Here is a 21,628-nt window from a genome sequence, read left to right as displayed (position 1 = left end):
GTGCGGGCTGTGGGCAGTGCCTGGCGCTGCGGCGCCGTGTTCGGACAGTCAACTAACGAGTTCGATTGGCGCACGTGTCCGTGGAACTGTCCGCCCCGCGCGCTTTATTCCGTCCTCGACGATCTGTCCCGCAATGTGGACAGGGCTCACGAAGATTTGCCCGTCGCGCCCGACCCGGCTACGGCTTGAGCTGCACCTTCAAGTCCTCGCCCGAGCGGGAGAACGCCTTCGCGTAACCGTCGGCGGCGTCGTCCAGTGACATCGTGGTGGTGAAGATCCCGTCGACGTCGAGCCGGCCGGCCTGCAGCAGTGGGATCAGCTCCGGCCAGGTCTGCTGTACCGGCGCGGTGGTGAAGCGGATCGTCAGGCTGCGCAGCAGGCAGCCCAGGGCGGGCATCGGGTAGGGCTGCAGGTCGTGCACGCCGACGACGGACACCGTGCCGCCGGCCCGGGCGGCATCGATGGCGTCGTTGATCGAGGCGTCCATCCCCACCGCGTCGATGACGGAGTCCACGCCGAGGCCGCCGGTGGCTTCGCGGATCGCCTGCGCAGACGGCGGGGCGAAGGTGATGGCTCCCGAGGCTTCCGCGCGTTCGCGCCGGGCCTCCACCGGGTCGACGGCGAAAACCTTTGCCGCACCGAGGGTGATGGCGCTGCGCAGGGCGCACATGCCGACCGCGCCCAGGCCGATCACCGCGACGGAGCCGCCGACCGGGATGTCGGCGCGTTTGGCCGCTGCCCAGCCGGTGGCCAGGTTGTCGGTGAGCAGCAGAGCCTGCTCGGTGCTGATGCCCTCCGGCATCTTGAGCAGTTGAAAGTTCGCGGCCGGTACCGCGAGCAGTTCGGCCTGAGCACCCCCGAGGAATCCGGTGCCGAAGATCTGGGGACCCTGCACACACCGGATCGGGTCGTGGGTCGCGCAGCCACTGCAATGCCCGCAGCCCGCGACCGAGGACACCAGCACCCGGTCGCCGACGGCGAATCCGGTGACCTCCGGACCGATTTCGACGATCGTGCCGACGGCCTCATGCCCGACCGACACCGGATCGACGATTGGGTAGTGGCCCTCCAGAAAGTGCAGGTCGGATCCGCAGATCGAGGCGGCCTCGACCTTGACGACGGCCCCGTCGGGTCCGGGCAGGACCGGGTCCGGGCGGGTGTCGACGCTGACCTTTCCGGAACTGTCGACGACGACTGCGCGCATACTCACGCCTCCTGCACTGTGAAGTCTGACCAGACGGGTTCGTTGATGGCGGAACGGTATTCGCTCAGTCGCCACGGGCTGACGGTGTGGATCTCACCGTCGGCGTTCTTGAAATAGGAGTGTTTGACCGAGGGCTGTGCCCACACGGTTTGGCGGATCGCTTCCTGCGAGCGTCGGTGCCATTCCTTGGTCGGTTCGGGCAGCGGCTCCATCGTCTGCAGGCCCTCGGTGATCAGATGTTCCAGGCACTGGTTGATGTAGCGCATCTGAAGTTCGGAGTTGAGAATCAGGCTGCCGCCGTGGGCCAGGTGCGTCCCGGGGCCGTAGGTCATGAAGAAGTTGGGGAAGCCCGGCACCGTGATGCCGCGGTAGGCGTAGGGACGCTGCCCCCAGGCGTCGTGCAGGTCGATGCCGTCGCGACCGGTGATGGTCATCGGGAACAGCACGTCGGTGGCACGAAAACCGGTGGCGTACACGATGATGTCGGCGTCGTACGTCTCGCCGTCGGCCGTGACGATCCCGGTCGGGGTGATGCGTTCGATCGGGGTGCGGATCAGGTCCACGTTGTCGCGTTTGAGCGCGCCCAGCCAGCTGCCGTTGTCCTGCAGTGTGCGCTTACCGGTGGCCGGATAGTCGGGCAGCACCTTGGCCAACAGGTCGGCGTCGTCGCCGACCTGGGTGGTGATCCAGTCGGTGAACATGATGCGGGCGATCGCGTTGATCTCGCTGACCGCGTTGCCCTGATCGTCGTAGTCGGGGTCCACCCGGGCCGCGTCCAGGCCCTTGTCGGCTCCGGGCCACAACAGCAGGAAGCGGTACCAGCGGCCGTAGTACGGCAGGTGTTCCATGGCCCAGCGGACGCCGTCGGCGACGGGCTCGTGGTACATCGGGTTGGGGAACATCCACTGCGCGGTGCGTTGAAAGACCGTGAGGTGGGCGACCTTGTCGGCGATGGCCGGGGCGATCTGGAAGCCGCTGGCACCAGCTCCGATCAGTGCGACCCGCTTGCCGGTGACGTCGACGTCGTGGTCCCACGCCGCTGAGTGAAAGGCCGGTCCCGCAAAGGTTTCCGCGCCGGGGAAGTCGGGGATCTGCGGCCGGTTGAGCTGGCCGACGGCGGTGACGACGGCATTGGCCCGCACGGTTTCGGTGCCGGCGGCCGACCGCACCGTGACGTTCCACATCCCGTCGTCCCACGCGGCGGACACCACCTCGGTGTTCCATCGGATGTTCGGCTCGAGGTCGTGGCGGTCCACCACGTCGCGGAAGTACTGGCGCAGCTCGTGCTGTTCGGCGAAGAAGTGATCCCAGTGGTTGCTGGGTTCGAAGCTGTAGCAGTAGAAGTGGTTGGCCACGTCCACCCGGGCACCGGGATAGCTGTTCTCCCACCAGGTTCCGCCCGGGCCGGCGTTCTTCTCCACCATGGTGAAATCGATGCCGGCCTGCTTGAGGCGCACCCCGGCCAGCACCCCGGACTCGCCGCAGCCGATCACGACGACGCTGAAGTCTTGTGTGTCCTGCAGTGGTGTGGGTCGCCGTGGGTCGACCCCTTCGAGGTCGAGCTCCTCGAGCATCAGCGGCAGGTTGTCCTCGTCGACCGGTTCACACGCCGCCCAGTCCAGCATCTCCCGCACCAGTTCGGCGGGCAGTGGGTCGGGCACGGGACAGTCACGGTCGCGGTAGTCGGCGATCACCGGCAGCGCCACCTCACGGGCCCGGGCCTTGTCTTCCTCGCTCATGAAGCCCTGGACCTCGTTGAGGAACAGGCCGGCCTGTTTGAACTCGCGGATGTACCGCGGGTCGCCGGTGATGTGCACGAGCGAGAGCAGCAGCGTCGGCACGCTGACCTGCTCTAACGCCGCCGCGATGTCGGCATCGGGGGTGGTGAACGGCTGGCCGACATGGAAACTCCGGGTCACGCGGCGTTACGCTACTGCCCGTAGCGTTATGTGACAAGGGGTGGTTGGGGCGCGCACCCGTCGGACGACCGGCGGGTGCAGGCACCGACGGCTGCGCGTAGCTACTCGGTCAGCCGGCTGGGCGCGGCTTGTCGCCATGAGTCGAGCAAAATGTCGCGGAGTTCCTGCGAATCCTCGAGTGCAGCCAACCGGACCCGTACCCAGGCTGACGCGGCCTCGTGTTGGGGCACCCAGAACTTCTGCGGTTCGGCCGCGATCAATTCCTCGCGGTCAAATCGGGGGCAGCGCACGGCAAATGAGGTTTCGTCGTCGGGCACCGTAATGAACATCTTGCCCGCGACGTCGAAGGTCGGATGGCCCCAGCGCTCCTTCTCGGCGGTCTCCGGGAAGGAGAGCGCGATGCTGCGCACATCGTCAGCGTCGAGCACGGGTATCGGCCTCCGATCGAGCAGGGGGTTTGCGCTCAGGCAGCCTACCGAGATGCCCCATCGCGCAACCGCGCTCCGTGGCTGGTCGGCGTTTTGAAACCCACAGTGCTGCTACGCCTGGCCGCCGATCCACTCCTCATAGAACGCCGGCATCTGGGAGGCCCGTCCGGTGAACTCCGGGGTGCGCTTGTCGAGGAAGGCCCGCACGCCGTCGTGACCGTCGCCGATGCTCGTGTAGAACATGGCCAGTGAGTCGACCCGGTGCGCGTCGACGGGGTGCGGCTCGGCGGCGTTGCGGTACAGCATCTGCCGCATGAGCGCGACCGAGACCGGTGAGCGGTCGCGGGTCCACGCGTCCGCCATCGCCCGTGCCTCGGCGATCAACGCGTCCGGCTCGTGGACGTCCTGGGCCAGCCCGATCTCGCGGGCAGCCTCTGCGGTGAGGATGTCAGAGCGGTAGACCAGGTCCAAAGCCGCTGGCATGCCGACGATTCGGGGTAGGAACCAGGTGGAACACGCTTCCGGTGTGATCCCGAGTTTTCCGAAGACCAGCCCGAAGCGGGCCTTCGTCGACATGAGCCGGGCATCCATGGCCAGCGTCATCGTTGCGCCGATCCCCACCGCGGCCCCGTTGATCGCAGCGATGACAGGCTTGCGGCAGGCGTAGATCGCCAGGGTGACCCGACCGCCGGTGTCCCGGACCCGGCGCAGTTCGGGATCGTCGAGGTCGGCCATATCGGCCAGGCTTGGTGACTTCGACTCGTCGAGGCCGAACACATTGCCCTGGCTCGACAGGTCCATGCCGGCGCAGAATGCCCGGCCCTCGCCCGTCACGATGACGGCACGCACGGCGTCATTGTCGTTGACGGTCACAAAGGTGCGCTCCAACTCGTCGGCCATCTCGACGGTGAAGGCATTGAGGTTGTCCGGGCGATCGAGGACGACGGTCAGGATTCCGTCGTCGAGCTCGTGCCGGATCGTTTTGTACTCCACAGGTGCTCCTTCTCGGGTGAGTTGGTACTCAGCTTGCCCAAGGCGGGATTCTCGCGGCAACGGAGGCAACGGCCGTCACCCGTGGACGCGCGCTCCCGCTGCGTCGGCGTGCGCTGGTGCGTGCCGTGGCGGTCGCAGGTCGAGCGTGCGTCGGCACGCTGTGACCAGTTGGTCGTAGAGCTCGCTGTCGTCGAGGCCGGCGAATTCCACCCCGACCGCCGCCGAGATGCCTGCCATCACGATCGCGGCGCGGACCTGGCCGCCCACGCCAGGTTCCGCACCGGCGAGCAGATCGGCCTGTCGCTTCACGATCGCACGCCAGTGCGGTTGCCCTCGGAGCAGTTCGGTGACGCCGGGATCGCCGGTGAGGATGGGAAACAGGTCGCGGTGCGATACGGCGAGGGAAATGTAGCCGGTGAGCATCGATTCGGCTTGGGCGCGACTCCCACGCTGCGATTCGGCGGTCGCCACGAGGGCGGCAAGCTCGCTGACGACGGGCTCCATGATGGCGGTGAGCAGCTCATCGCGAGTGCGGAAATGGTGGTAGATCGCCGATTTCGTCAGACCGAGCTCATCGGAGATCATCTGCAGCGAGGTTCCGGCGACGCTGTGCCGCCGGAACAGCTCGATAGCGGCCTCGATCAACTTCTGCCGGGTCGTACCGGCGGCGCCCGCCGCGGAACCGCTCACCGGGCCGGCCTAAATGTAGCTTTCCTAACAAAATCGCCCTGACTGACCATTCGTACAGTATATGCCTGTACGATTGGTCAGGAACCAGCTGTACGTTTGGTCAGTATTTCTGCGCCAAGTTGGTCAGCTTGCCTCAGCCCAGTCGAGGAGAACACCATGCCGTTGAACACCGCACCGCAGCAGACTTCGTCCACCGATACGTCCCCGCTCCAGGGCGTCGATTTCTTCCACGATGCCGCGTTGGTCGCGGATCCCTACCCGATCCTTGAGCGCATGCGGACTGCCAGTCCCGTGCTTCGCGAGCCGTCGCAGAACGTGGTGATCGTGACCGGGTACGACGAAGCATTGGCGGTGGTCAGCGACCACGACTCGTTCTCGTCATGCAACACCGTCACCGGCCCGACCCCCGGGTTCCCGGTACCGCTGGAGGGGCTCGACGAGGCGGAAGTCCGTGCGCTGATCGAGGCCCACCGTGCCGAATTGCCGTTCAGTGACCAACTTCCGTCGTTCGACCCGCCGACGCACACGGCGCACCGCTCGCTGCTGAGCCGCCTGATCACCCCCAAACGCCTGAAGGAGAACGAGGCGTTCATGTGGCGCCTGGCCGATCAGGTGCTGCAGCCGTATGTCGCCGGTGGTGGGGGTGAGTTCCTCGGTGCCGTCGCGAATCCCTTCGCGCTGTTGGTCATTGCAGATCTCCTCGGTGTCCCCGAGGCGGACCGTCCCGAACTCACCGAACGGCTGACCGGGGACAACTCGCTGGGCAGTACGGATGACACGGTCATGACGCACGCGCCGCTGGAATTCCTCTACCACCGTTTCGCCGACTACATCTCGGAGCGGCGCCGCGAACCTCGCGGTGACGTCATGACCGAGATGGCGCACGCGACGTTCCCGGATGGGTCGACCCCGGACGTCATGGATGTGGTGCGGGTGGCAGCCAATCTCTTCTCGGCCGGTCAGGAGACCACGGTCCGACTGCTGTCCTCGGCATTGAAGATCCTGGCCGAGAATCCCGAACTCCAAGAGCAGCTGCGCCGTACCCCCGACCAGGTCCCGAACTTCGTCGAAGAGGCGCTGCGCTTCGAGAGCCCGATCCGCGGGGATTTCCGGTTGGCCCGCGCCACCACGACCGTCGGCGGTGTCGAGATCCCCCCGGGGACTGTGGTGATGGTGCATTACGGTGCGGCCAACCGGGATCCGCGCCAGTTCGACAACCCTGACGTCTTCGACCTCGACCGGCACAACGCCCGCCGGCACATTGCGTTCGGCCGCGGTGTCCACAGCTGCGTCGGCGCACCCCTGGCCCGGGCCGAGGCGAAAGTGGTGATCCAGCGGCTGCTGGCGAGCACCGGTGCGATCGAGATCGACGAGGCGCGGCACGGGGCCGCCGACGCGCGACGTTACGACTATGTGCCGACCTACATCCTGCGTGGTCTCACCGACCTGCACCTCAACCTGACCCCGGCCGCGGACACGACAAAGGTGTCCCGATGAAAGTCGTCGTCGATGACGATCTGTGCCGTGGACACGGTGTGTGCGCGGCCCTGTGTCCGCAGGTGTTCACGGTGACCGACGGCGGCTACGCCGAGGCCATCGCCACCGACATCCCTCCCGAGCTCGAAGGCGCCGTCGCCGAAGCGGTCGACGGCTGCCCGGAGCGGGCCATCCGTATCTAGCTCATTAGTCAAGGAAAGAGTAATCATGTCAACAGATTTCGAGCGTCCCGACCGCACCGTTTTCGACCTGACCGGCAAGGTGGTGGTCGTCGTGGGCGGCGGGCAGATGCCCGGACCCAAGATCGGCAACGGCCGCGCCACCGCCATCGTGGCGGCGCGCCACGGCGCCGAGGTGGTGGTCGTCGACCGCAATCTCGCTGCCGCACAGGAGACGGTGGACATGATCACCGTGGAGAAGGGCAACGCGTACGCGGTCCAGGCGGACGTCGCCGAAAAGGATGACTGTCAGCGCATCTTCGACACCGCGATGCAGAACAGCGGCCGCGTGGACGGAATGGTGTACAGCGTGGCTATCAACCCGCCCTTCGATCGGGTGAACAACTCGATGAGCGCCGACGACTTCAACCATGGCATCAACGTGAACATGCTGGGCTGCTACTACTGCAATCTCTTTGCCGCACAATGCATGGAGAAGAACGAGGGCGGTTCCACCGGCAGCATCATCAACATCTCGTCCATCGCCAGCATCAAGAACGAAGTCGGACTCAACATCGGGATCATGCCCTACGCCCTGGGCAAGTGCGGGTTGAACTACATCACGGAACTGACCGCCGCACAGTTCGCCGCCGCGGGCATCCGCGCCAACACGCTGATGCTCGGCCCGATCGACTCGACGCTGGGCAACACCGATTCCCAGTCGCTGTTCGGGTTCGAGCCCGATGAGGTTGACGAGGCCTACGCCGAAGTGGTGAAGCTGAAGATGGGCCGGGCCAGTGCCTGGGAGACCGGCTATGCGGCGCTGTATCTACTGGCCGATGAATCGCGGTTCATGACCGGGCAGCAGATCCGACTCGACGGCGGCGCCACCCTGGTGCGCTGAGTCTCGACGCCGCCGGTTTCAGGGCTGCGGGTGCGCGGTCGGGCTCTGAGTCGACTCCCACTTGGACTCCAGCGACCGCGTGACCGGTGTGCCGGCGGCCACCTCCCGCTGGAACATCTCGCCGTCGTCCACCTCGAAGGTGACCAGGAAGCCCGATTCGGTCGGTTCCTTGTGGACCACCTTGCCGGCCGGTTCACCGCCACCGAGCGTGATGATGTCACCGGGGGCGACGTCGTCGATGCGGTTGCCGGTGTTGGGTTCAGACATGCTTTGTCGGTAGCCATTTTGAGCTGCGGCCAAACGGTCCGTCTCAGGTGTCGGGAACGTCATCGGCGATCGTTGCCATACTGGCGAGGTGGATGCGTTGGCGACCATCGCGTTGAAACCCGGCGTGGTCATAACCTTGCGACGGGCCCGCCGTGCCGACGTCGCCGAACTGGTCGCGCTGATCACCGCCGACCCGGTCGCGCACACTCGTGGCGATCTCCCGGACCAGGACATCGGTCCGTATCTGGGTGCGTTCGACGCCATCGATGCCGACCCGAGCGAACTGCTCGTGACTGCCGATCGCAACGGAGCGGTCGTGGGCACGTTCCAGCTGAGTTTTCTTCCGGGCCTCGCCCGGCGCGGGGCGACACGCGCGCAGATCGAGGCGGTCAGGGTCCGCGAGGATCATCGAGGGATGGGCCTCGGGGCTGCGATGCTGGGCTGGGCGATCGCCGAAGCGCAGCGGCGTGGTTGTGCACTCATCCAGTTGACCAGCGACGAGCGTCGTGTTGACGCCCATCGCTTCTATGAACGTCTGGGCTTTGTCGCGACGCACGTCGGGTACAAGCTCAACCTCGGCCCTTTGTAGGGCATTTCGGGGTGACCCGACCGCCGGTGTCGCGGACCCGACGCAGCTCGGGATCCGGCGGTAGTTCACTGCGCAACGCCGGCGCGGTCTAGGTTCATGGGGTGGACTTTGACGACTACCGGGCGCACGACGCCACGTCTTTGGCGAAATTGGTTGCTGACAAGCAGGTTTCGGCAGCTGAGCTGCTCGAGGTAGCCCAGCAGCGTGCGGCGGCGGTCAACCCGAAGATCAACGCGATCGTGCGCGACGTTCCAGCGGCGCCGACGGATGATCTGACCGGGCCTTTCGCCGGGGTGCCCTTTCTGATCAAGGATCTTGCGCAGGACTATGCGGGCCTGCCCACCTCGGCCGGCTCGCGTGCGCTCATGTCGCTGAATGCCGCCGAGCACGCCACGGTCGTGCAGCGCTGGATCGACGCGGGCCTGGTCATCTTCGGGAAGACCAACACCCCTGAGTTCGGCGCCAAGGGAATCACCGAGCCGGAGGCATGGGGGCCGGCCCGCAATCCCTGGAATCTGGACAGGTCGCCGGGTGGCAGTTCGGGAGGGTCTGCGGCGGCCGTCGCCGCGGGCATCGTGCCCTGCGCCGGCGCCAACGATGGCGGCGGATCGATCCGCATCCCGGCGGCCAGCTGTGGTCTCGTCGGGCTGAAACCGGGCCGCGGGCTCACCCCGTCGGGTCCGCTGGTCGGAGAATCCATGCACGGCGCGGCCGTTCAGGGCGTCGTCTCACGGACGGTGCGTGACACTGCGGCGATGCTCGATGTCCTCAGCGGCGGCGAGCCCTGGGGGCCGTACGTGCCGGGTCTGCCGGCCGAGTCGTTCGCGTCCTGCGTGGGGGTGGACCCCGGGAAGCTGCGTATCGGGCTGCGAGTGCCGACGGCGATCAACCCGGCGCCACACCGCGAGGCGTTCGCGGCCGTCGAGGCAACTGCCGCCGCGCTCACCGAACTCGGACACCATGTCGAGGAACTTCCCCAAGCACCGTTCGACGACGCCGTGCTGGCCCGCGACTTCCTGTTGACCTGGTTCGTCTACAGCGCATGGGAACTCGCCGAGGCGAAGCGGCTGACCGGCGCGGGTGACGAGTCTTTCGAACGGGACACGCTCATCATGGCGGCGATCGGCCGCGCCACGAGCAGCGTCGACTATCTGGATGCGGTGCAGCGGCGCCAAGAACACACGCGGCGGTTGACCACGTTCTTCGAGTCGTACGACCTGCTGTTGACGCCCGCCTTGGCAACCCTGCCGCCGCGGATTGGCGAGTTCGATCTGCCGGTCGTGCTGCAGCATGCGGCCGACGCACTGATCAAGACGCGTACCGCAAGCCTGTTGCGCTACACCAAGATCGTCGACGACATGGTGGACAAGAACCTCGGTTGGGTGCCCTACACGCAACTGGCGAACATCACGGGCCGGCCGGCGATCTCGCTGCCGCTGCACTGGACCGCGGACGGTATGCCACTCGGTGTCCAGTTCGTCGCACCGCTCGCCGGGGAAGCGCTGCTGCTCAAGCTGGCGGCTCAGCTGGAGCAGGCAATGCCGTGGGCCGGTCGCCTCGCGCCGATCTGAGTTGTGGCCCTATGGATGGAGGTTCCACTGGCCGACATCTTGGGCCAGGGCGTCGTTGACGTCGACTTCGAGCCCGCCGACTACCGGTCCCGGATTCGACGCGGTACTCACCACGCGTTGGTAGAGAACCGCGGCAGGGTGGACCCGCCCGCCGGACCAGGACCGGGTCTGCCACGCCCACGCGCGGCCCGGGGTGCTCGACCTGCCGACGACACCATCACCAATTGCCCACTGGCACGGTCTGATTCCCCCGTAGATGCCGGTGCGCTGCACGCCGAGCACCGAGTTGATTCCGCGGAACCACTGCAGTGCGACGTTGTTCCAGGTGTTGCGGTCGATATCGTCGTCGACGCTGAAGAAGACCGGTGCACTCTGGCCGCCACCTGCCGCGGTGTGCAGTTGCCAGGCGGTGCGGGCATCGGCGACGCCGCCGGCGTACCCGCGCGTGAAGTCCGACGGTGCGGTCCCGCCCGGCTTGCCGTACTGGTAGTTGCTGACGATCACCAGTCCGGCGGCGGTCAGCTGCTTGGCGTAGGGCAGGGTGATCGGTTTCGCGCCCATCGATGAGCCCGGACGCGACGTCGAGACGTAGTTGATCACCCCGGAGTGGCCGGCAGCTTTGATGTGCTGCGCCGGGATCTGACGCATGGCGAAGTCGATCAGCGTCGGGGCGGCGGCCGATGCGACGGGCATCCCTGCCGACGCCACGCCGAGACCGGCCAGCGCTGAGGCCGCAGCGGCGTAGCGCAAGGCGTCGCGCCTGGAAACCTGCACGGCGTGATGTTAACAAAGTGACTGTTGTGACCCTTGTGGGCTCGCGGGTCGTTTTCAGTTTGATGCCGCACCGTTATCCCACCGGTGCGGCCATCACGACAACAACAAGACCACCGCCGCGAGCAGCACTGCGGCAGCGACGAATGCCACCGCGGCGGCTGCCCAGCGGTTGTTCTTGATCCAGATCCGTACCGACGGCACGGTGATGTAGATGTGTGGTTCCGCGCTGACCATGGAGCCCCCTCATGCTGTTGTCGCCAGGCTACGGCGCCGGTGTCACGTCCGTCCCGGCACCCTTGACCGAGGCCTTCGCGCGGTTCTCGGCCCGCACGGCCCGTCGTCCGCGCACGAATCCGGTCGGGGAGATCGCCGCCGACAGCAGGGCGTCTTCGCCCTTGACGAACGGGTGGAAACCGACGCCGGCGCCGCCGCGGCCCTTGACCGGAATGTCGGCGACTTCGGTGACCTTCCAGCTCTTTTCGGATGTCGAGAGGATGGCCTCGCCGTTCTCGCAGCTGATCGGCAGCGCGGCGATCACCTCGTCGCCGGAGTCATCGGCGACGAGCTTCACTCCGGCCACGCCGTTGCCGGCCACGCCCTGCGGGTTCACCGCGGCGGGGTCGATGCGCAGGATCTTGCCGCGCCGCGTCACCAGCGCCAGGTGATAGCCGGCCGGCATCACCCCGGAACGCAGCAGCCCGGTGATGTCCGGCGCCACCGGGATATCGCGGATCTTGAACGGCAGGCCGTTCCCGTTGGTGAACTTGACCCGGCCGTCGGTCCACACCGCCCATCCCAGACCAGAGGTGAGCAGGTCACCGTGGCTGTCGGAGAACACGCCGCGGTCGTCGAGGCGCCAGGAGGTGTTGACCTTCCGCTCCCGGGGGCCGTCCTCGTCGGCGCCCGACGCGGTCGGGGTGGCTTCGAAGTCCAGTACGGTGCGGCGGTCGAATTCGGGTCCCTTGAACAGTTTTGCGGTCTCCACCAGCTCCTTGTCGATCACCTTGCGGCGGGCATCGGGGTTGGAGACCAGTTCGGTCAGTTCGGCGAACTCGGCGTCGAGCTTGTCGGCTTCGGCCTGCAACTCGATCACATCGAGCTTGGTCAACCGTCGAAGCTGCAGGGCCAGAACGTAATTGGCCTGCTCTTCGTCGATCTCGAAGCGTTGTTGCAGTCCCTGTCGGGCGTCGTCGACGGTGTCAGAACCACGGATCACGGCCACCGCGGCGTCGATGTCGAGGTGGATCTTCATCAGGCCCGCCACCAGGTGGCGGCGCGCGGTGACCTTCTCCAGCCGGTACTCGCTGCGGTGCAGCACCACCGAGTCACGCAGATGCAGGAATGCGGAGATCAGTTCCCGCACTGACCACCAGCGTGGCACCCGGTCCTCATCGAGGGCGACCAGGCTGGCGGCGAACGTCGACTCCAGGGGCGTCAGCGCCAGCAGTTGCTCGCGGATGGTCTCGGCGCTGTGGCCACGCTTGGCGGTGACGACGATGCGCAGCCCGTTGCGACGGTCGGTCAGGTCCGACATATCGGCCACGCCGGACAACTCGCCGGACTCGACCAGGGCCCGGATCCTGTCCTGCACAGTGTTACTGGCGACGCCGGGAGGTAGCTCGGTGACGATGACGTTCTTGCCGTCGACGGTCAGGGTGCCGCGGACGGTGAACATGCCGCGGCCGGTGGTGATGTACTCGCGCAGGCCGTTGGAGCCGACCACGGTGGACCCGCAGCCCCAGTCGGGACCGGGGATGAGTTTCATCAACGTGTCATCGGTCGTGTTCGGCCGGGCTAGCAGAGCCCGGCAGGCGGCCATCACCTCACGCGGATTGTGCGCGGGTACCTTGGTGGCCCACCCTTCGGCGATGCCGACCGCGCCGTTGCAGAGCAGCACCGGCCACTGGGCCGGCAGCATCGTGGGCTCGGTCCACTCGCCGTCGAACGTCTGCACCATCGGTACGGCGTGATCGTCGAGCTCCGCGGTCAGCGCGGCGCCGGGAGCCGACAGCCGCATCTCGGTGTAGCGGTCCGCGGCGGGAATGTCGCCCTGGATGCGGGGGAACGCGCCTTGTCCGTCAATGACTTTCACGCGCTGGAACTCAGCGGCCATCAGTGCCGCGGCTCCGTACATCGAGGCGCCGCCGTGTGGGTGCAGGTTACCGGTGACCGCGGAGCAGATCTTCGAGGACTTCTGCGGTTTGTTGCCGGGCAGCAGTTTCGAGTCGTGCATCTGGTAGAGCAGGCGGCGTTGGCCCGGCTTGAGCCCGTCGAACGCAGAAGGGATGGCGCGGTCGCTGACGCTGTAGAGCGCGAACGTCAGCTGGTAGTGATTCCAGTAGTCATCGGCGCTCTGATCGAGCACCAGGTCAGGATTCTGCTCAGGAACATCCAGGGTGGCGGTCACAAGTACTTCTTCCTAGGTCAAGTCGAGCGCTGCGGTGTCGACACGGGCGGCGATCTCGGCCATCCACGTGCGCCGGCCTTCCGGCGGCCCGCCGAACAGGGTGTGGTGCAGCTTGGCTTCGCCGTCGTCGAGATTCACTCGAATCACGGTGCGCCGCTGCGGATCCAGCACGGTGTTCCAGAAATCGTCGGCATCCATCTCGCCGAGACCCTTGTTGCGCTGCACTTCCACCTTGCGCTTGGAGGTGGCCTTCAATTGCGCCACGGCCGCGTCGCGTTCGGACTCGTCCTGGCAGTAGATCCGGTCCTGGCTGTCCTTGACCACGAACAGCGGCGGCAGTGTCACGTAGACCATCCCGGCCTCGACGAGGGGCCGGTAGAAGTCGAGGAACATCGAGATCAGGCTGGAGTTGATGTTGCCGCCGTCGGGGTCGGCGTCGGAGGCGAACAGGATCCGGTCGTAGCGGCACAGCTCCGGATCGCAGTGATCGCGCACGCCGCAGCCCAGGATGCGTTCGATCGAGTCGAATTCGTCCTTGGCCCGCGCCTTGCTCAGTGCAAACCCATAGACGTTGGGCGGCTTGCCTTTCAGGGGGAAGGCCGCCTGGAAGGTGGCGTCGCGCGCCGCCTTGATGGTGCCCAGCGCGGAATCGCCCTCGCACAGGAACAATTCGGCGCCCGAACCGCGGCCGGTCTCCCGGCTGGGCAGCAGCTTCGGCGGCAACGACAGGTTCGTCCCCAGCCCTTTGGCTTTCGACGCCGCGCGGGAGCGGGCCTTCGCACCTTCGGCGCTGCGCCGCGCGCGGGCGGACTCCAGCGCCAGCTTGGTCCACAGCGACACCGCGTCGTTGTTGGCGGGGTTGGCCGCCCAGATGGTGACGCTGCGTGCGACATCCGGGGCCATCGCCACGTTCAGTGACCGCGACGACACCGCCGTCTTGGCCTGCGAGTCCCAGGCCACATCCGGTGCGCGGGTGTCCACGGCCAGGGCGGTGACGGCGACGAAGTCCTGTGGTTCCGGGCCGTCCTCGCCCTTGGCCAGACCCAGGTCGCGGATGCGGGACGCCCGGTCGGCCAGAGCCTCGGAGAGTCCCTTCATCGCGGCGGTGAGGTGGGATCCGCCGTTGGGGGTGCGCACGGTGTTGCAGAACGCGGCGACGGTGGCCGGCTCGGCCGGGCCCGCGGTCAACGACCAGCGGAACGGGGTGGGGCCGCGGCCGGTGGTGTACTCGCCGCGGCCTTCCACGGCGGCACGCACGCCGGGCAGGGGATTGCCTGAGGTGGTGCACATCAGGTCCAGCAGGGTGTCGGTGCCCCACGGGCCGCTGAACTGTTCGAGCAGGGCGGGCGGGACTTCCTCACCGGGCCAGCCCTCGTCGATGACGACCAGGTGCACCCCGGGTGACATTCGCGCCGCGGCATGCGCCCGCAGCAGGACCTCGCCGATGTCCACGGTCGAGTCCGGCACCACCGTCGCGTCGAACAGGATGCGCACCGTGGTGCCGTGCGCGTCGGGCTTGCGGTTGCCGGTGCCACGCAGTTTCTGGGTGTCCGAGCGGGTGAACTCGGCGTCGGGGTCGAAGTCCTTGCCGTCGAAGGTGCCGGGGTAGCCGCCGCCGAAACTCTGCAGGTAGGTCTTGCCGGCCCGGCGCACGGTCACATCGGTACGGGCTGAGATGAACACCGCTGCCGCGGCGCCGATTCCGTTCAGGCCGGCACCGGTGCTGGTGGCGTCGGTGTGCGCGGAGAACTTGCCGCCGGCCCGCGCGGTGCCCAGGGTCTTGACGATGCCGTTCTTCCCGGTGGTGGGGTCGGAGTCGACCGGAAGGCCGCGACCGTCGTCGGCGACGCTGACCGAGCCGTCGGCGTGCAGGGTGATGGTGACCGTGGACCCGCCGTGGCTGGGATCGGCGACCTCTTCGATCGCGTTGTCCACCAGCTCGCGCAGCGCCGTGTTGAGCACGTCGAGCCCAAGGTTGACCGCCGGCCGCAGGCGGGTGTGCTGGACATCGTCGAGCTCGGTGATGTCTGCGGCGTTGTAACTCACTGCTGGTCCTTTCCCACCAGGGCCGATGCCGGAGCGATCGGTTCCAGCCGCCCACTTTCGGCGGGCGGCGTAAGCATTCTCTCTTGGAAGGCAGACAGCCTCCGACAGCCACGGCCGAAAGAATGGGTATCGAATCAAGATCAGATGCCTCGGGGATTGTGCCGGGCCGATCCGCGCGCTGACAAGGTCATCTCCAACTGAGATGGCTCCCATCAAAAACCATCGTTGGACTAGATCAGCTTCCTCGGGTCAGATGGATCGGGTGGCGTTCGCCTCGGCTGCCGGCCCCGCGCGGCTACCAGGTGAATGTCGGTATGTCCCAGTTCAATCCCGAAGGAGCAAAGCAATGCCCGTCGTTCGGTTCCAGATGTCCTCAACGCTCGACCACGTCGCCCTCATGGACGTGCTGACCGACTTCGGGCCGTCCCGGCCAGATCGGTGGCCGACGATCGACGAGGAGCATTTTCACGTGCATGCGTTGGGGGACACCTGGGCAGAAGTGACCGAAGGCACAGCGTCGGCGTGGGAGCGCGCCCGCTACGACTGGGACGCCAAACGCCGGCGCGTCACCGTGACTACCCATGACTCGAAGGTCTTCGGCCCGGGCGGCGGCTGGATATTCCAACTCACGCCGCAGGAGACCGGCACGCGCGTCGACATCGAACTCGTCCGCACTCCCACTGGGCTCAAGCGCAAACTGCTGGCCGCCCTGTTGCCGGCCGTCGCCCCGAGCGCGCTGAAGAAGTCGTTCGCCGGGCCGCTGGCCGCTAGGTGATGGACCAGAACTCCAGCAGCGTCCGGATCGTCGCCACCAGCGGTAGGGGCTGGTCCAGCATCGGGTGGTGGCCGGCCTCGGCGAGTTCGACGAACGGGCCGCGCAGTTGCAGCATCGACCGGATCTGGGCCGCCATCGGCGGTGGGACCACACCGTTCTCGCATCGCAAATACCCGACCCGGCAAGGGATTCGGGCAAAGGTGTGCTCCAGGAGTTCCTGATCGGTGGCTGTCTCGTCCATGAGATGGCCACCGAAGATGTCCGGGTCGAACTTCCACACCCACCCGTTGTCGGTCTTGCGCACGGACTGCACGGCGATGTGGTGACCGATATAGGGCAGCGTCACGTCCTGCTTCGGCACCGCCCGGAATCGGGCCAGGATCTCGTCCTCGGTCGCGTATCCGGCGGTGTCGCGACGCCGGTTGCGCAACCGGACCTCCTCCGGGGCGCGATCACGCAGCGGGGAGTCGATGACCAGGATGCTGTCGATCTGTGCGCCGTAGCGGGTGGCGGCCGAGGCGCCCACCCAGCCGCCCATGCTGTGCCCCACGATGGTGGGCCGGGCTGTGGACCCGGAGGCGTCCGAGGCGGCGAGCACTTCTCGGGCCCAGATCGACAGGGCATATTCCTTGCGGGTGTCGCTCTCGCCGTGCCCACTCAGGTCGGGCGCGACGACACGATGGGTGCGGGCGAAGAACGGGGCGACGTGATCCCACCAGCCGGAGTGGGCGCCGCCGCCATGGACGAACACCAGCGGCGGATTGTCCGGATCACCCCAGCTCCGCACATGGATGGCGCAGCCGTCGACATCGATGGTCGAGTGTTCGGGGGTCTGTTCCAGGGCTGAGGTGAACCACGCCGGGGCATTCGCAAAGGGATGCGGGGCCTCCGCGGGCACGCCACGCCGGAACATGCGGTTCACCTGCTGATTCTGTCTCATCGCCGGAAATCGATCGAGACCCGCCCCGGCGTATGTCGGGCAGAGCCTCCTCCGAGGCTCAGGACAGCGCGAGGCTCGCGCCGAGCGCGATCATCATCACCGCGATCAGCCCGTCGAGGATGCGCCAGGTCATCGGGGTGGCGAACAACCCGGCCAGCCGGCGGGCACCCAGGCCCAGCCCGGTGAACCACACCGCACTCGCGGCCACCGCCCCGGCGCCGAACAGCCACCGCTGCTCGTGGTGTTCGTTGGCCAGCGAGCCGAGCAGTACCACGGTGTCCAGGTAGACGTGGGGATTAAGCCAGGTCAACGCCAGACAGGTGACCAACACCTCGGCCAGGCGCGCCGGCGTGCGCTCGGACGGGTTGAGGGTCGAGGGCCGGAAGGCTCGCCGCGCGGCCAGGACGCCGTAGCCGATCAGGAAGGCCGCCCCGCCGAACTTCGCCACCGCCATGGCGTCGGGGTGCGCGGTGATCAGCGCGCCGACGCCGGCGATGCCGGCGGCGATCAGGATCAGGTCGGAGACCGTGCACAACGCGATGACGGCGACGATGTGCTCCCCACGGATGCCCTGACGCAACACAAAGGCGTTCTGCGCGCCGATCGCGGCGATCAACGCCATGGTGGTGAGGAATCCGATGAGCACAGGTGACGCCATGTGTTCGAGGCTATGGACGTGCGGCGATCAAGTACAGCTAATGATTCTTCAGATGAATTAGCCGTGCTTATGTCGAGGCTAGTGATCGGGCGGGTCGAGTGCCCCCCGCCGCCCCGCTCTGTCGTTTCCAACTCTCCGCTGGCAATTCCATCTTGGGTTCTGTGGGCGAATGCAACAGCGTCTAGCTGAGGAGTTGTTGATGCTGGTGGAGTGAGACCCAACCCGATCTCCGGGTGGACTACGCGTAGCCGACCCACCCCCGGAAGTTGAACGCTAGGAAGAAGTCTGCGATGTTGGTGAAGCCGGCCTCCTCGAGGATGGTGCGGTCTTCCTCTGGTGACACGACGGGGACGCCGGATTCGATTGCAACACGAGCCTTCTGAGCATCCGCGGGAGCGATGCCCGTTGCGACGAGGTATGCCACATGCCGGTCTATCCAGGTCTGTCGTTCAGCCTCATCGCGGTGCGCAATGCTGAGATGCATCACGACGAACGGTGCCCCGGGCGTCAGTCGACGCCGTACCTCGGTCGCTGTACGCAGGCGTTCGTCGGGTGCAAGGAAGTGCAGTGTCAGCAGACTGGTTGCGGCGTCGAAGGGGCCAAGCGGTGCATCGTCGATGTATCCGTTGTGCATCGTCACCCGCGACGCGTTTGATCCGAGGGTCTGTATCGCGAGATCCAGCATCGCGGCCGACGGATCGACCGCATCGAAGGTCCACCCTGGGTGAGTTTCCGCGAGTGCCTTCGTCTCCAGTCCTCCGCCGGCCCCCAGCACCAGCAGCCTCGCGTCAGACGGAGCGCGTTCCTCGATGAGGACGCCGACCAGGCGATGAATGTCGGCCAGGGCGGGCACCATCTGCCCGGCGCGCTTGGCGTACATGGCGACGTGGGCGGGATCGTCAAATGGGTTCGGTGGTGTGGTCACGCCACGAGGCTGGCCGCCTGGGGTCTGAGGTGGCAAGTAAACTTGCCATCTGGGCAATATGTACTTTCGTCACGGTTGTGAGCAGCGGGCACGACGTCGTCGCCGAACCTACTGCGCCGCGGCACCACACCTCAGTGCGTTAGTCCACGCCTTGGTTCAATCATGCAACGACAACCTCGCCCGAACGTCTGGACCAAACCACCGTTCCAATCCTGGGCGGCATCGGAATCTACTGCACCAGAATCAACGACTCACGACTGGCCAGGAATCGCCCCAGCACCGCATCAGGGACACGCGGCGGGCTCCGGAGAGTCGCTCGCATCGGTCCCTGTGCTGTGCCGGTCGATGTCTGAGTCGATCTGCCGGTTCGCACGGCGGACCGCCCAGTACACCACCACGGATACCGCGCCGAGCAGTGGATAGCCCATGGCGATCCGAGCAGAAGCCAGCCAGCCGGTGAAGCCGCCATCGTAAAGCCATTGCTGCACAACGAATCGCGCAAAAAACAGCGCCACGAATGCCAGCGTGGCGACGTCGAACGCGTGCAGCGCCACGGTGTCGGCGCGCCATGATCGATCGGGCCCGGCGCTACGCAGCAGGTTCCATATCACTCCGACCAACGGGCGCCGTAGCAAGAGGGATACGGAAAACACGGTCGCCATCGCCAGACTGAGCCAGATTCCCGGCAGGAAATAGTCTTCGGCGGAGCCGGTGTAGTAGGCGATCAGCGCGGCGACGACGACCCCGAACAGTGCCGATACCGCCGGCTGAATAGGCTGCTTGCGCAACAGCCGGAACACGATCAGACCGACGCTGACGCCGACGGATATCACGACCGCGGCGTCCAGACCGGCGATCGCGTTCGCGATGACGTAGGCAAACGTGGGCAGGCTGGCATACACCAGCCCGGACACCCCGCCCACCCGTTCGAGCAACGTTGGTGAATGTCCCTGCCCCGGTCCGTTGGTCACGACTTCCGTCCCTCACCGAGGTGCTCGGCGAGAAAGCGATCGACGGTCTTGTACATGTCGATCACGTTGTCCGGGTTGACGAATCCGTGCCCCTCGTCGTGTTTGATCATGTACTCCACCTCGACTCCGCGGTCGCGCAACGCCTTGACCAGGTTGTCGGATTCGGCCTGGACCACGCGAACATCGTTGGCGCCCTGAATGACCAGCAGTGGCGTGCGGATCTGGTCGACCTTCGTGATCGGTGAACGCGACAGCATGTCAGCCAACTGGTCCGGGTCGTCGGGGTTGCCGACGAACAGGTGCCAGTTGTTGGCCAGATGCGGGCGCGCGATCTCGGGTAGCGTCCGCATGAAGTTGCTCAGATCGGAGATGCCGACGTAATCGACTGCGGCGGCGAACACATCGGGTGTGAAGGTGACGCCCACCAGCGTCGCGTATCCACCGTAAGAGCCGCCGAAGATGGCGATCCGCTTCGGATCCGCATACCCCTGCTCGACGGCCCAGTCCACACTGTCGATCAGATCGTCGTGCATCTTGCCGGCGAACTCACCGACCGCGGCCTTGGTGAAGGCCTTGCCGAAGCCCGCCGATCCGCGGAAGTTGACCTGCAGCACCGCATATCCGCGGTTGGCCAGCAGCTGCACCGGCGGGGTGAACATCCAGCCGTCCCGCGTCCAGGGCCCGCCGTGCACCAGTAGCACCATCGGCAGATCCTTCGGCGGCACCCCGACCGGCAGGGTCAGATACCCGTGCAGATCAAGCCCGTCGCGCGAGCGGATGGTGACCGGCTCCATCGCCGCCAGGGCCTCGGGATCCAGCTGCGGATGAGACCCGAACAGCAGCCGGCTGTCCCCGGTGTCGTGGTCGTAGAGGTAGGTCATCCCGGCTTCGCGGTCATGGGTGAAGCTGACCACCCAGCGTCGGCCGGTCAGGTCGGAGCTCAGGGCGTTCACGTCGCCATCGGACAGTTTCTCCAGGTTCGCCAGCACGGCCGCGAAGTGCGGATCCAGCGGCTGAATCACCTGTCGCTCCAATAGATACCGCACCCCGAGCAGATCGCCGGTGCGCCGGTCCAGGATCAGCGGCTCGGCCAGCGTGGTGAACACGCTGGCCCGGGTGTCCACGTCGTAGACCGGATGGCTGTCGACGTGGGTCTGCTCGCCGGTGATGACGTCGACGCGCACGATGCGGGTCCGGTCGGTGCCGTCGTTGGAGCCGACCCAGATGCCGGTGCCGTCGGGGGTGACGGTGATCGGGTACAGCCCCAGCGTGTAGTCACGGCCGTCGACGGTGACGATGGAGCGCAGTGTCTCGGTCTGCGGTTCCCACTGCAACAGCTCCACGTCACCGTCGGCGGTCAGTGCGGTGGAAAACAAGTCGCCGTTGCTGCTGGCCCGCCAGCCTGCTCCCTTGCCGGGGTTCTTCGCCACCATGGTGAGTTCACCGGTGGCGATGTCCAGCTCGTAGGCGTCCATCAGAGTAGGTGTGCGCTTGTTGGAGTACACCATCGCCTTGGCCGGATCGCCGAGCAGTTCATGGCCGGCCATCGCTCCCGGGAACGGGGTCAGATCGACCGCACCGGACTCGGGGTCCTGCGGGTCGGCCCGGAAGACATGCCAGTTCTCGTCGCCGCCGGTGTCCTGCAGGTAGAGCAACCAGCGGGAGTCCCTGGTCCACTCGTAATGAATGATGCTGCGGGTGCTGTCGGCGGTAATGCGCTGCGGGTCGCCGTCGAGGTTGTCCACGTCCTGGATCCAGATGTTGAGGCGGTCCCGCCATGGCGCGAGGTAGGCGATACGGGTGCCGTCGGGTGAGATCGATGCCTGCGCGCGGGCGGGCGGCGCGAACAGATCGTCGACGGGGAGCAACTCAGGTGTTGGCATCCCTCCATCGCACACTCGGACGTAACGGC

21 protein-coding genes are annotated in these 21,628 nt (G+C 66.6%); 6 read left to right on the top strand and 15 right to left on the bottom strand.

Annotated features, from left to right (window positions below; all coding sequences use genetic code 11):
* Positions 1 to 178: 178 nt before the first annotated feature.
* From AC4LGL_RS00245 to AC4LGL_RS00225, 5 genes are all read right to left on the bottom strand, one after another.
* Positions 179 to 1,204 carry an alcohol dehydrogenase catalytic domain-containing protein gene (locus AC4LGL_RS00245; RefSeq protein WP_491837144.1) on the bottom strand — a complete coding sequence of 342 codons (1,026 nt, stop codon included), beginning with the start codon at positions 1,202 to 1,204 and terminating at the stop codon, positions 179 to 181.
* A 2-nt stretch (positions 1,205 to 1,206) separates the two neighbouring features.
* The gene (locus tag AC4LGL_RS00240) at positions 1,207 to 3,123 is read right to left on the bottom strand and encodes a flavin-containing monooxygenase (protein WP_491837083.1); all 1,917 of its coding nucleotides are present in this window, start codon (positions 3,121 to 3,123) and stop codon (positions 1,207 to 1,209) included.
* Positions 3,124 to 3,224: 101 nt separating this feature from the next.
* Positions 3,225 to 3,551, bottom strand: coding sequence for an MmcQ/YjbR family DNA-binding protein (locus AC4LGL_RS00235; protein WP_491837082.1), 327 nt, complete (start codon positions 3,549 to 3,551; stop codon positions 3,225 to 3,227).
* A 111-nt stretch (positions 3,552 to 3,662) separates the two neighbouring features.
* Positions 3,663 to 4,544, bottom strand: coding sequence for a crotonase/enoyl-CoA hydratase family protein (locus AC4LGL_RS00230; RefSeq protein WP_491837081.1), 882 nt, complete (start codon positions 4,542 to 4,544; stop codon positions 3,663 to 3,665).
* A gap of 75 nt (positions 4,545 to 4,619) precedes the next feature.
* On the bottom strand, positions 4,620 to 5,234 hold the full coding sequence (locus AC4LGL_RS00225) for a TetR/AcrR family transcriptional regulator (protein ID WP_491837080.1): 615 nt from the start codon (positions 5,232 to 5,234) through the stop codon (positions 4,620 to 4,622).
* 156 nt (positions 5,235 to 5,390) lie between these two features.
* Between AC4LGL_RS00225 and AC4LGL_RS00220 the strand changes: the two genes are divergently transcribed.
* From AC4LGL_RS00220 to AC4LGL_RS00210, 3 genes are read left to right on the top strand one after another with little or no spacing between them, the layout of a single operon-like run.
* A complete protein-coding gene (locus AC4LGL_RS00220) occupies positions 5,391 to 6,731 on the top strand; it encodes a cytochrome P450 (protein WP_491837079.1) in 1,341 nt (446 codons plus the stop codon).
* Positions 6,728 to 6,913 (top strand): ferredoxin, encoded by a 186-nt coding sequence (locus AC4LGL_RS00215; protein ID WP_491837078.1) that lies wholly within the window; start codon positions 6,728 to 6,730, stop codon positions 6,911 to 6,913. The genes AC4LGL_RS00220 and AC4LGL_RS00215 overlap by 4 nt, the downstream gene beginning before the upstream one ends.
* 25 nt (positions 6,914 to 6,938) lie before the next feature.
* Positions 6,939 to 7,793, top strand: a complete 855-nt coding sequence (locus AC4LGL_RS00210; RefSeq protein ID WP_491837077.1) for an SDR family NAD(P)-dependent oxidoreductase — start codon at positions 6,939 to 6,941, stop codon at positions 7,791 to 7,793.
* A gap of 18 nt (positions 7,794 to 7,811) precedes the next feature.
* Here AC4LGL_RS00210 and AC4LGL_RS00205 read toward each other — a convergent pair whose 3' ends face one another.
* Positions 7,812 to 8,060: a hypothetical protein gene (locus AC4LGL_RS00205; RefSeq protein ID WP_491837076.1), complete on the bottom strand. Its 249-nt coding sequence runs from the start codon at positions 8,058 to 8,060 to the stop codon at positions 7,812 to 7,814.
* A 97-nt stretch (positions 8,061 to 8,157) separates the two neighbouring features.
* On the opposite strand from AC4LGL_RS00205, the gene AC4LGL_RS00200 reads away from it, so the two are divergent.
* Positions 8,158 to 8,649 (top strand): GNAT family N-acetyltransferase, encoded by a 492-nt coding sequence (locus AC4LGL_RS00200; protein WP_491837075.1) that lies wholly within the window; start codon positions 8,158 to 8,160, stop codon positions 8,647 to 8,649.
* A 101-nt stretch (positions 8,650 to 8,750) separates the two neighbouring features.
* Entirely contained in the window at positions 8,751 to 10,220 is a 1,470-nt protein-coding gene (locus AC4LGL_RS00195) for an amidase (protein WP_491837074.1), read from the top strand.
* 9 nt (positions 10,221 to 10,229) lie between these two features.
* On the opposite strand, the gene AC4LGL_RS00190 is transcribed toward AC4LGL_RS00195, so the two are convergent.
* From AC4LGL_RS00190 to AC4LGL_RS00175, 4 genes are all read right to left on the bottom strand, one after another.
* Entirely contained in the window at positions 10,230 to 10,994 is a 765-nt protein-coding gene (locus AC4LGL_RS00190; protein WP_491837073.1) for a DUF1906 domain-containing protein, read from the bottom strand.
* A 93-nt stretch (positions 10,995 to 11,087) separates the two neighbouring features.
* Entirely contained in the window at positions 11,088 to 11,228 is a 141-nt protein-coding gene (locus AC4LGL_RS00185; RefSeq protein WP_491837072.1) for a hypothetical protein, read from the bottom strand.
* A gap of 28 nt (positions 11,229 to 11,256) precedes the next feature.
* Entirely contained in the window at positions 11,257 to 13,401 is a 2,145-nt protein-coding gene (locus tag AC4LGL_RS00180) for a DNA gyrase subunit A (protein WP_491837071.1), read from the bottom strand.
* A 12-nt stretch (positions 13,402 to 13,413) separates the two neighbouring features.
* Complete coding sequence (locus tag AC4LGL_RS00175; RefSeq protein ID WP_491837070.1) at positions 13,414 to 15,447, bottom strand: toprim domain-containing protein; 2,034 nt, start codon at positions 15,445 to 15,447, stop codon at positions 13,414 to 13,416.
* A 346-nt stretch (positions 15,448 to 15,793) separates the two neighbouring features.
* Between AC4LGL_RS00175 and AC4LGL_RS00170 the strand changes: the two genes are divergently transcribed.
* Positions 15,794 to 16,222: a hypothetical protein gene (locus tag AC4LGL_RS00170; RefSeq protein WP_491837069.1), complete on the top strand. Its 429-nt coding sequence runs from the start codon at positions 15,794 to 15,796 to the stop codon at positions 16,220 to 16,222.
* Here the strand turns inward: AC4LGL_RS00170 and AC4LGL_RS00165 are convergent.
* The 5 genes from AC4LGL_RS00165 to AC4LGL_RS00145 form a co-directional block, all read right to left on the bottom strand.
* Positions 16,215 to 17,135: an alpha/beta fold hydrolase gene (locus AC4LGL_RS00165; protein WP_491837143.1), complete on the bottom strand. Its 921-nt coding sequence runs from the start codon at positions 17,133 to 17,135 to the stop codon at positions 16,215 to 16,217. The two genes, AC4LGL_RS00170 and AC4LGL_RS00165, sit on opposite strands and share 8 nt — an antisense overlap.
* 85 nt (positions 17,136 to 17,220) lie before the next feature.
* Positions 17,221 to 17,820 carry an L-lysine exporter gene (lysE, locus tag AC4LGL_RS00160; protein WP_491837068.1) on the bottom strand — a complete coding sequence of 200 codons (600 nt, stop codon included), beginning with the start codon at positions 17,818 to 17,820 and terminating at the stop codon, positions 17,221 to 17,223.
* A gap of 238 nt (positions 17,821 to 18,058) precedes the next feature.
* Positions 18,059 to 18,745: a class I SAM-dependent methyltransferase gene (locus tag AC4LGL_RS00155; RefSeq protein WP_491837067.1), complete on the bottom strand. Its 687-nt coding sequence runs from the start codon at positions 18,743 to 18,745 to the stop codon at positions 18,059 to 18,061.
* Positions 18,746 to 19,029: 284 nt separating this feature from the next.
* Positions 19,030 to 19,716, bottom strand: a complete 687-nt coding sequence (locus AC4LGL_RS00150; protein ID WP_491837066.1) for a DUF3159 domain-containing protein — start codon at positions 19,714 to 19,716, stop codon at positions 19,030 to 19,032.
* A complete protein-coding gene (locus AC4LGL_RS00145) occupies positions 19,713 to 21,599 on the bottom strand; it encodes a S9 family peptidase (protein ID WP_491837065.1) in 1,887 nt (628 codons plus the stop codon). Before AC4LGL_RS00145 ends, AC4LGL_RS00150 begins: the two co-directional genes overlap by 4 nt.
* Between the last annotated feature and the right edge of the window lie 29 nt (positions 21,600 to 21,628).

The organism is Mycolicibacterium arcueilense (genome assembly GCF_058536225.1).
The sequence above is the reverse complement of the archived record's forward strand: the minus strand, read 5'-3'. Positions and strand labels throughout refer to the sequence as shown.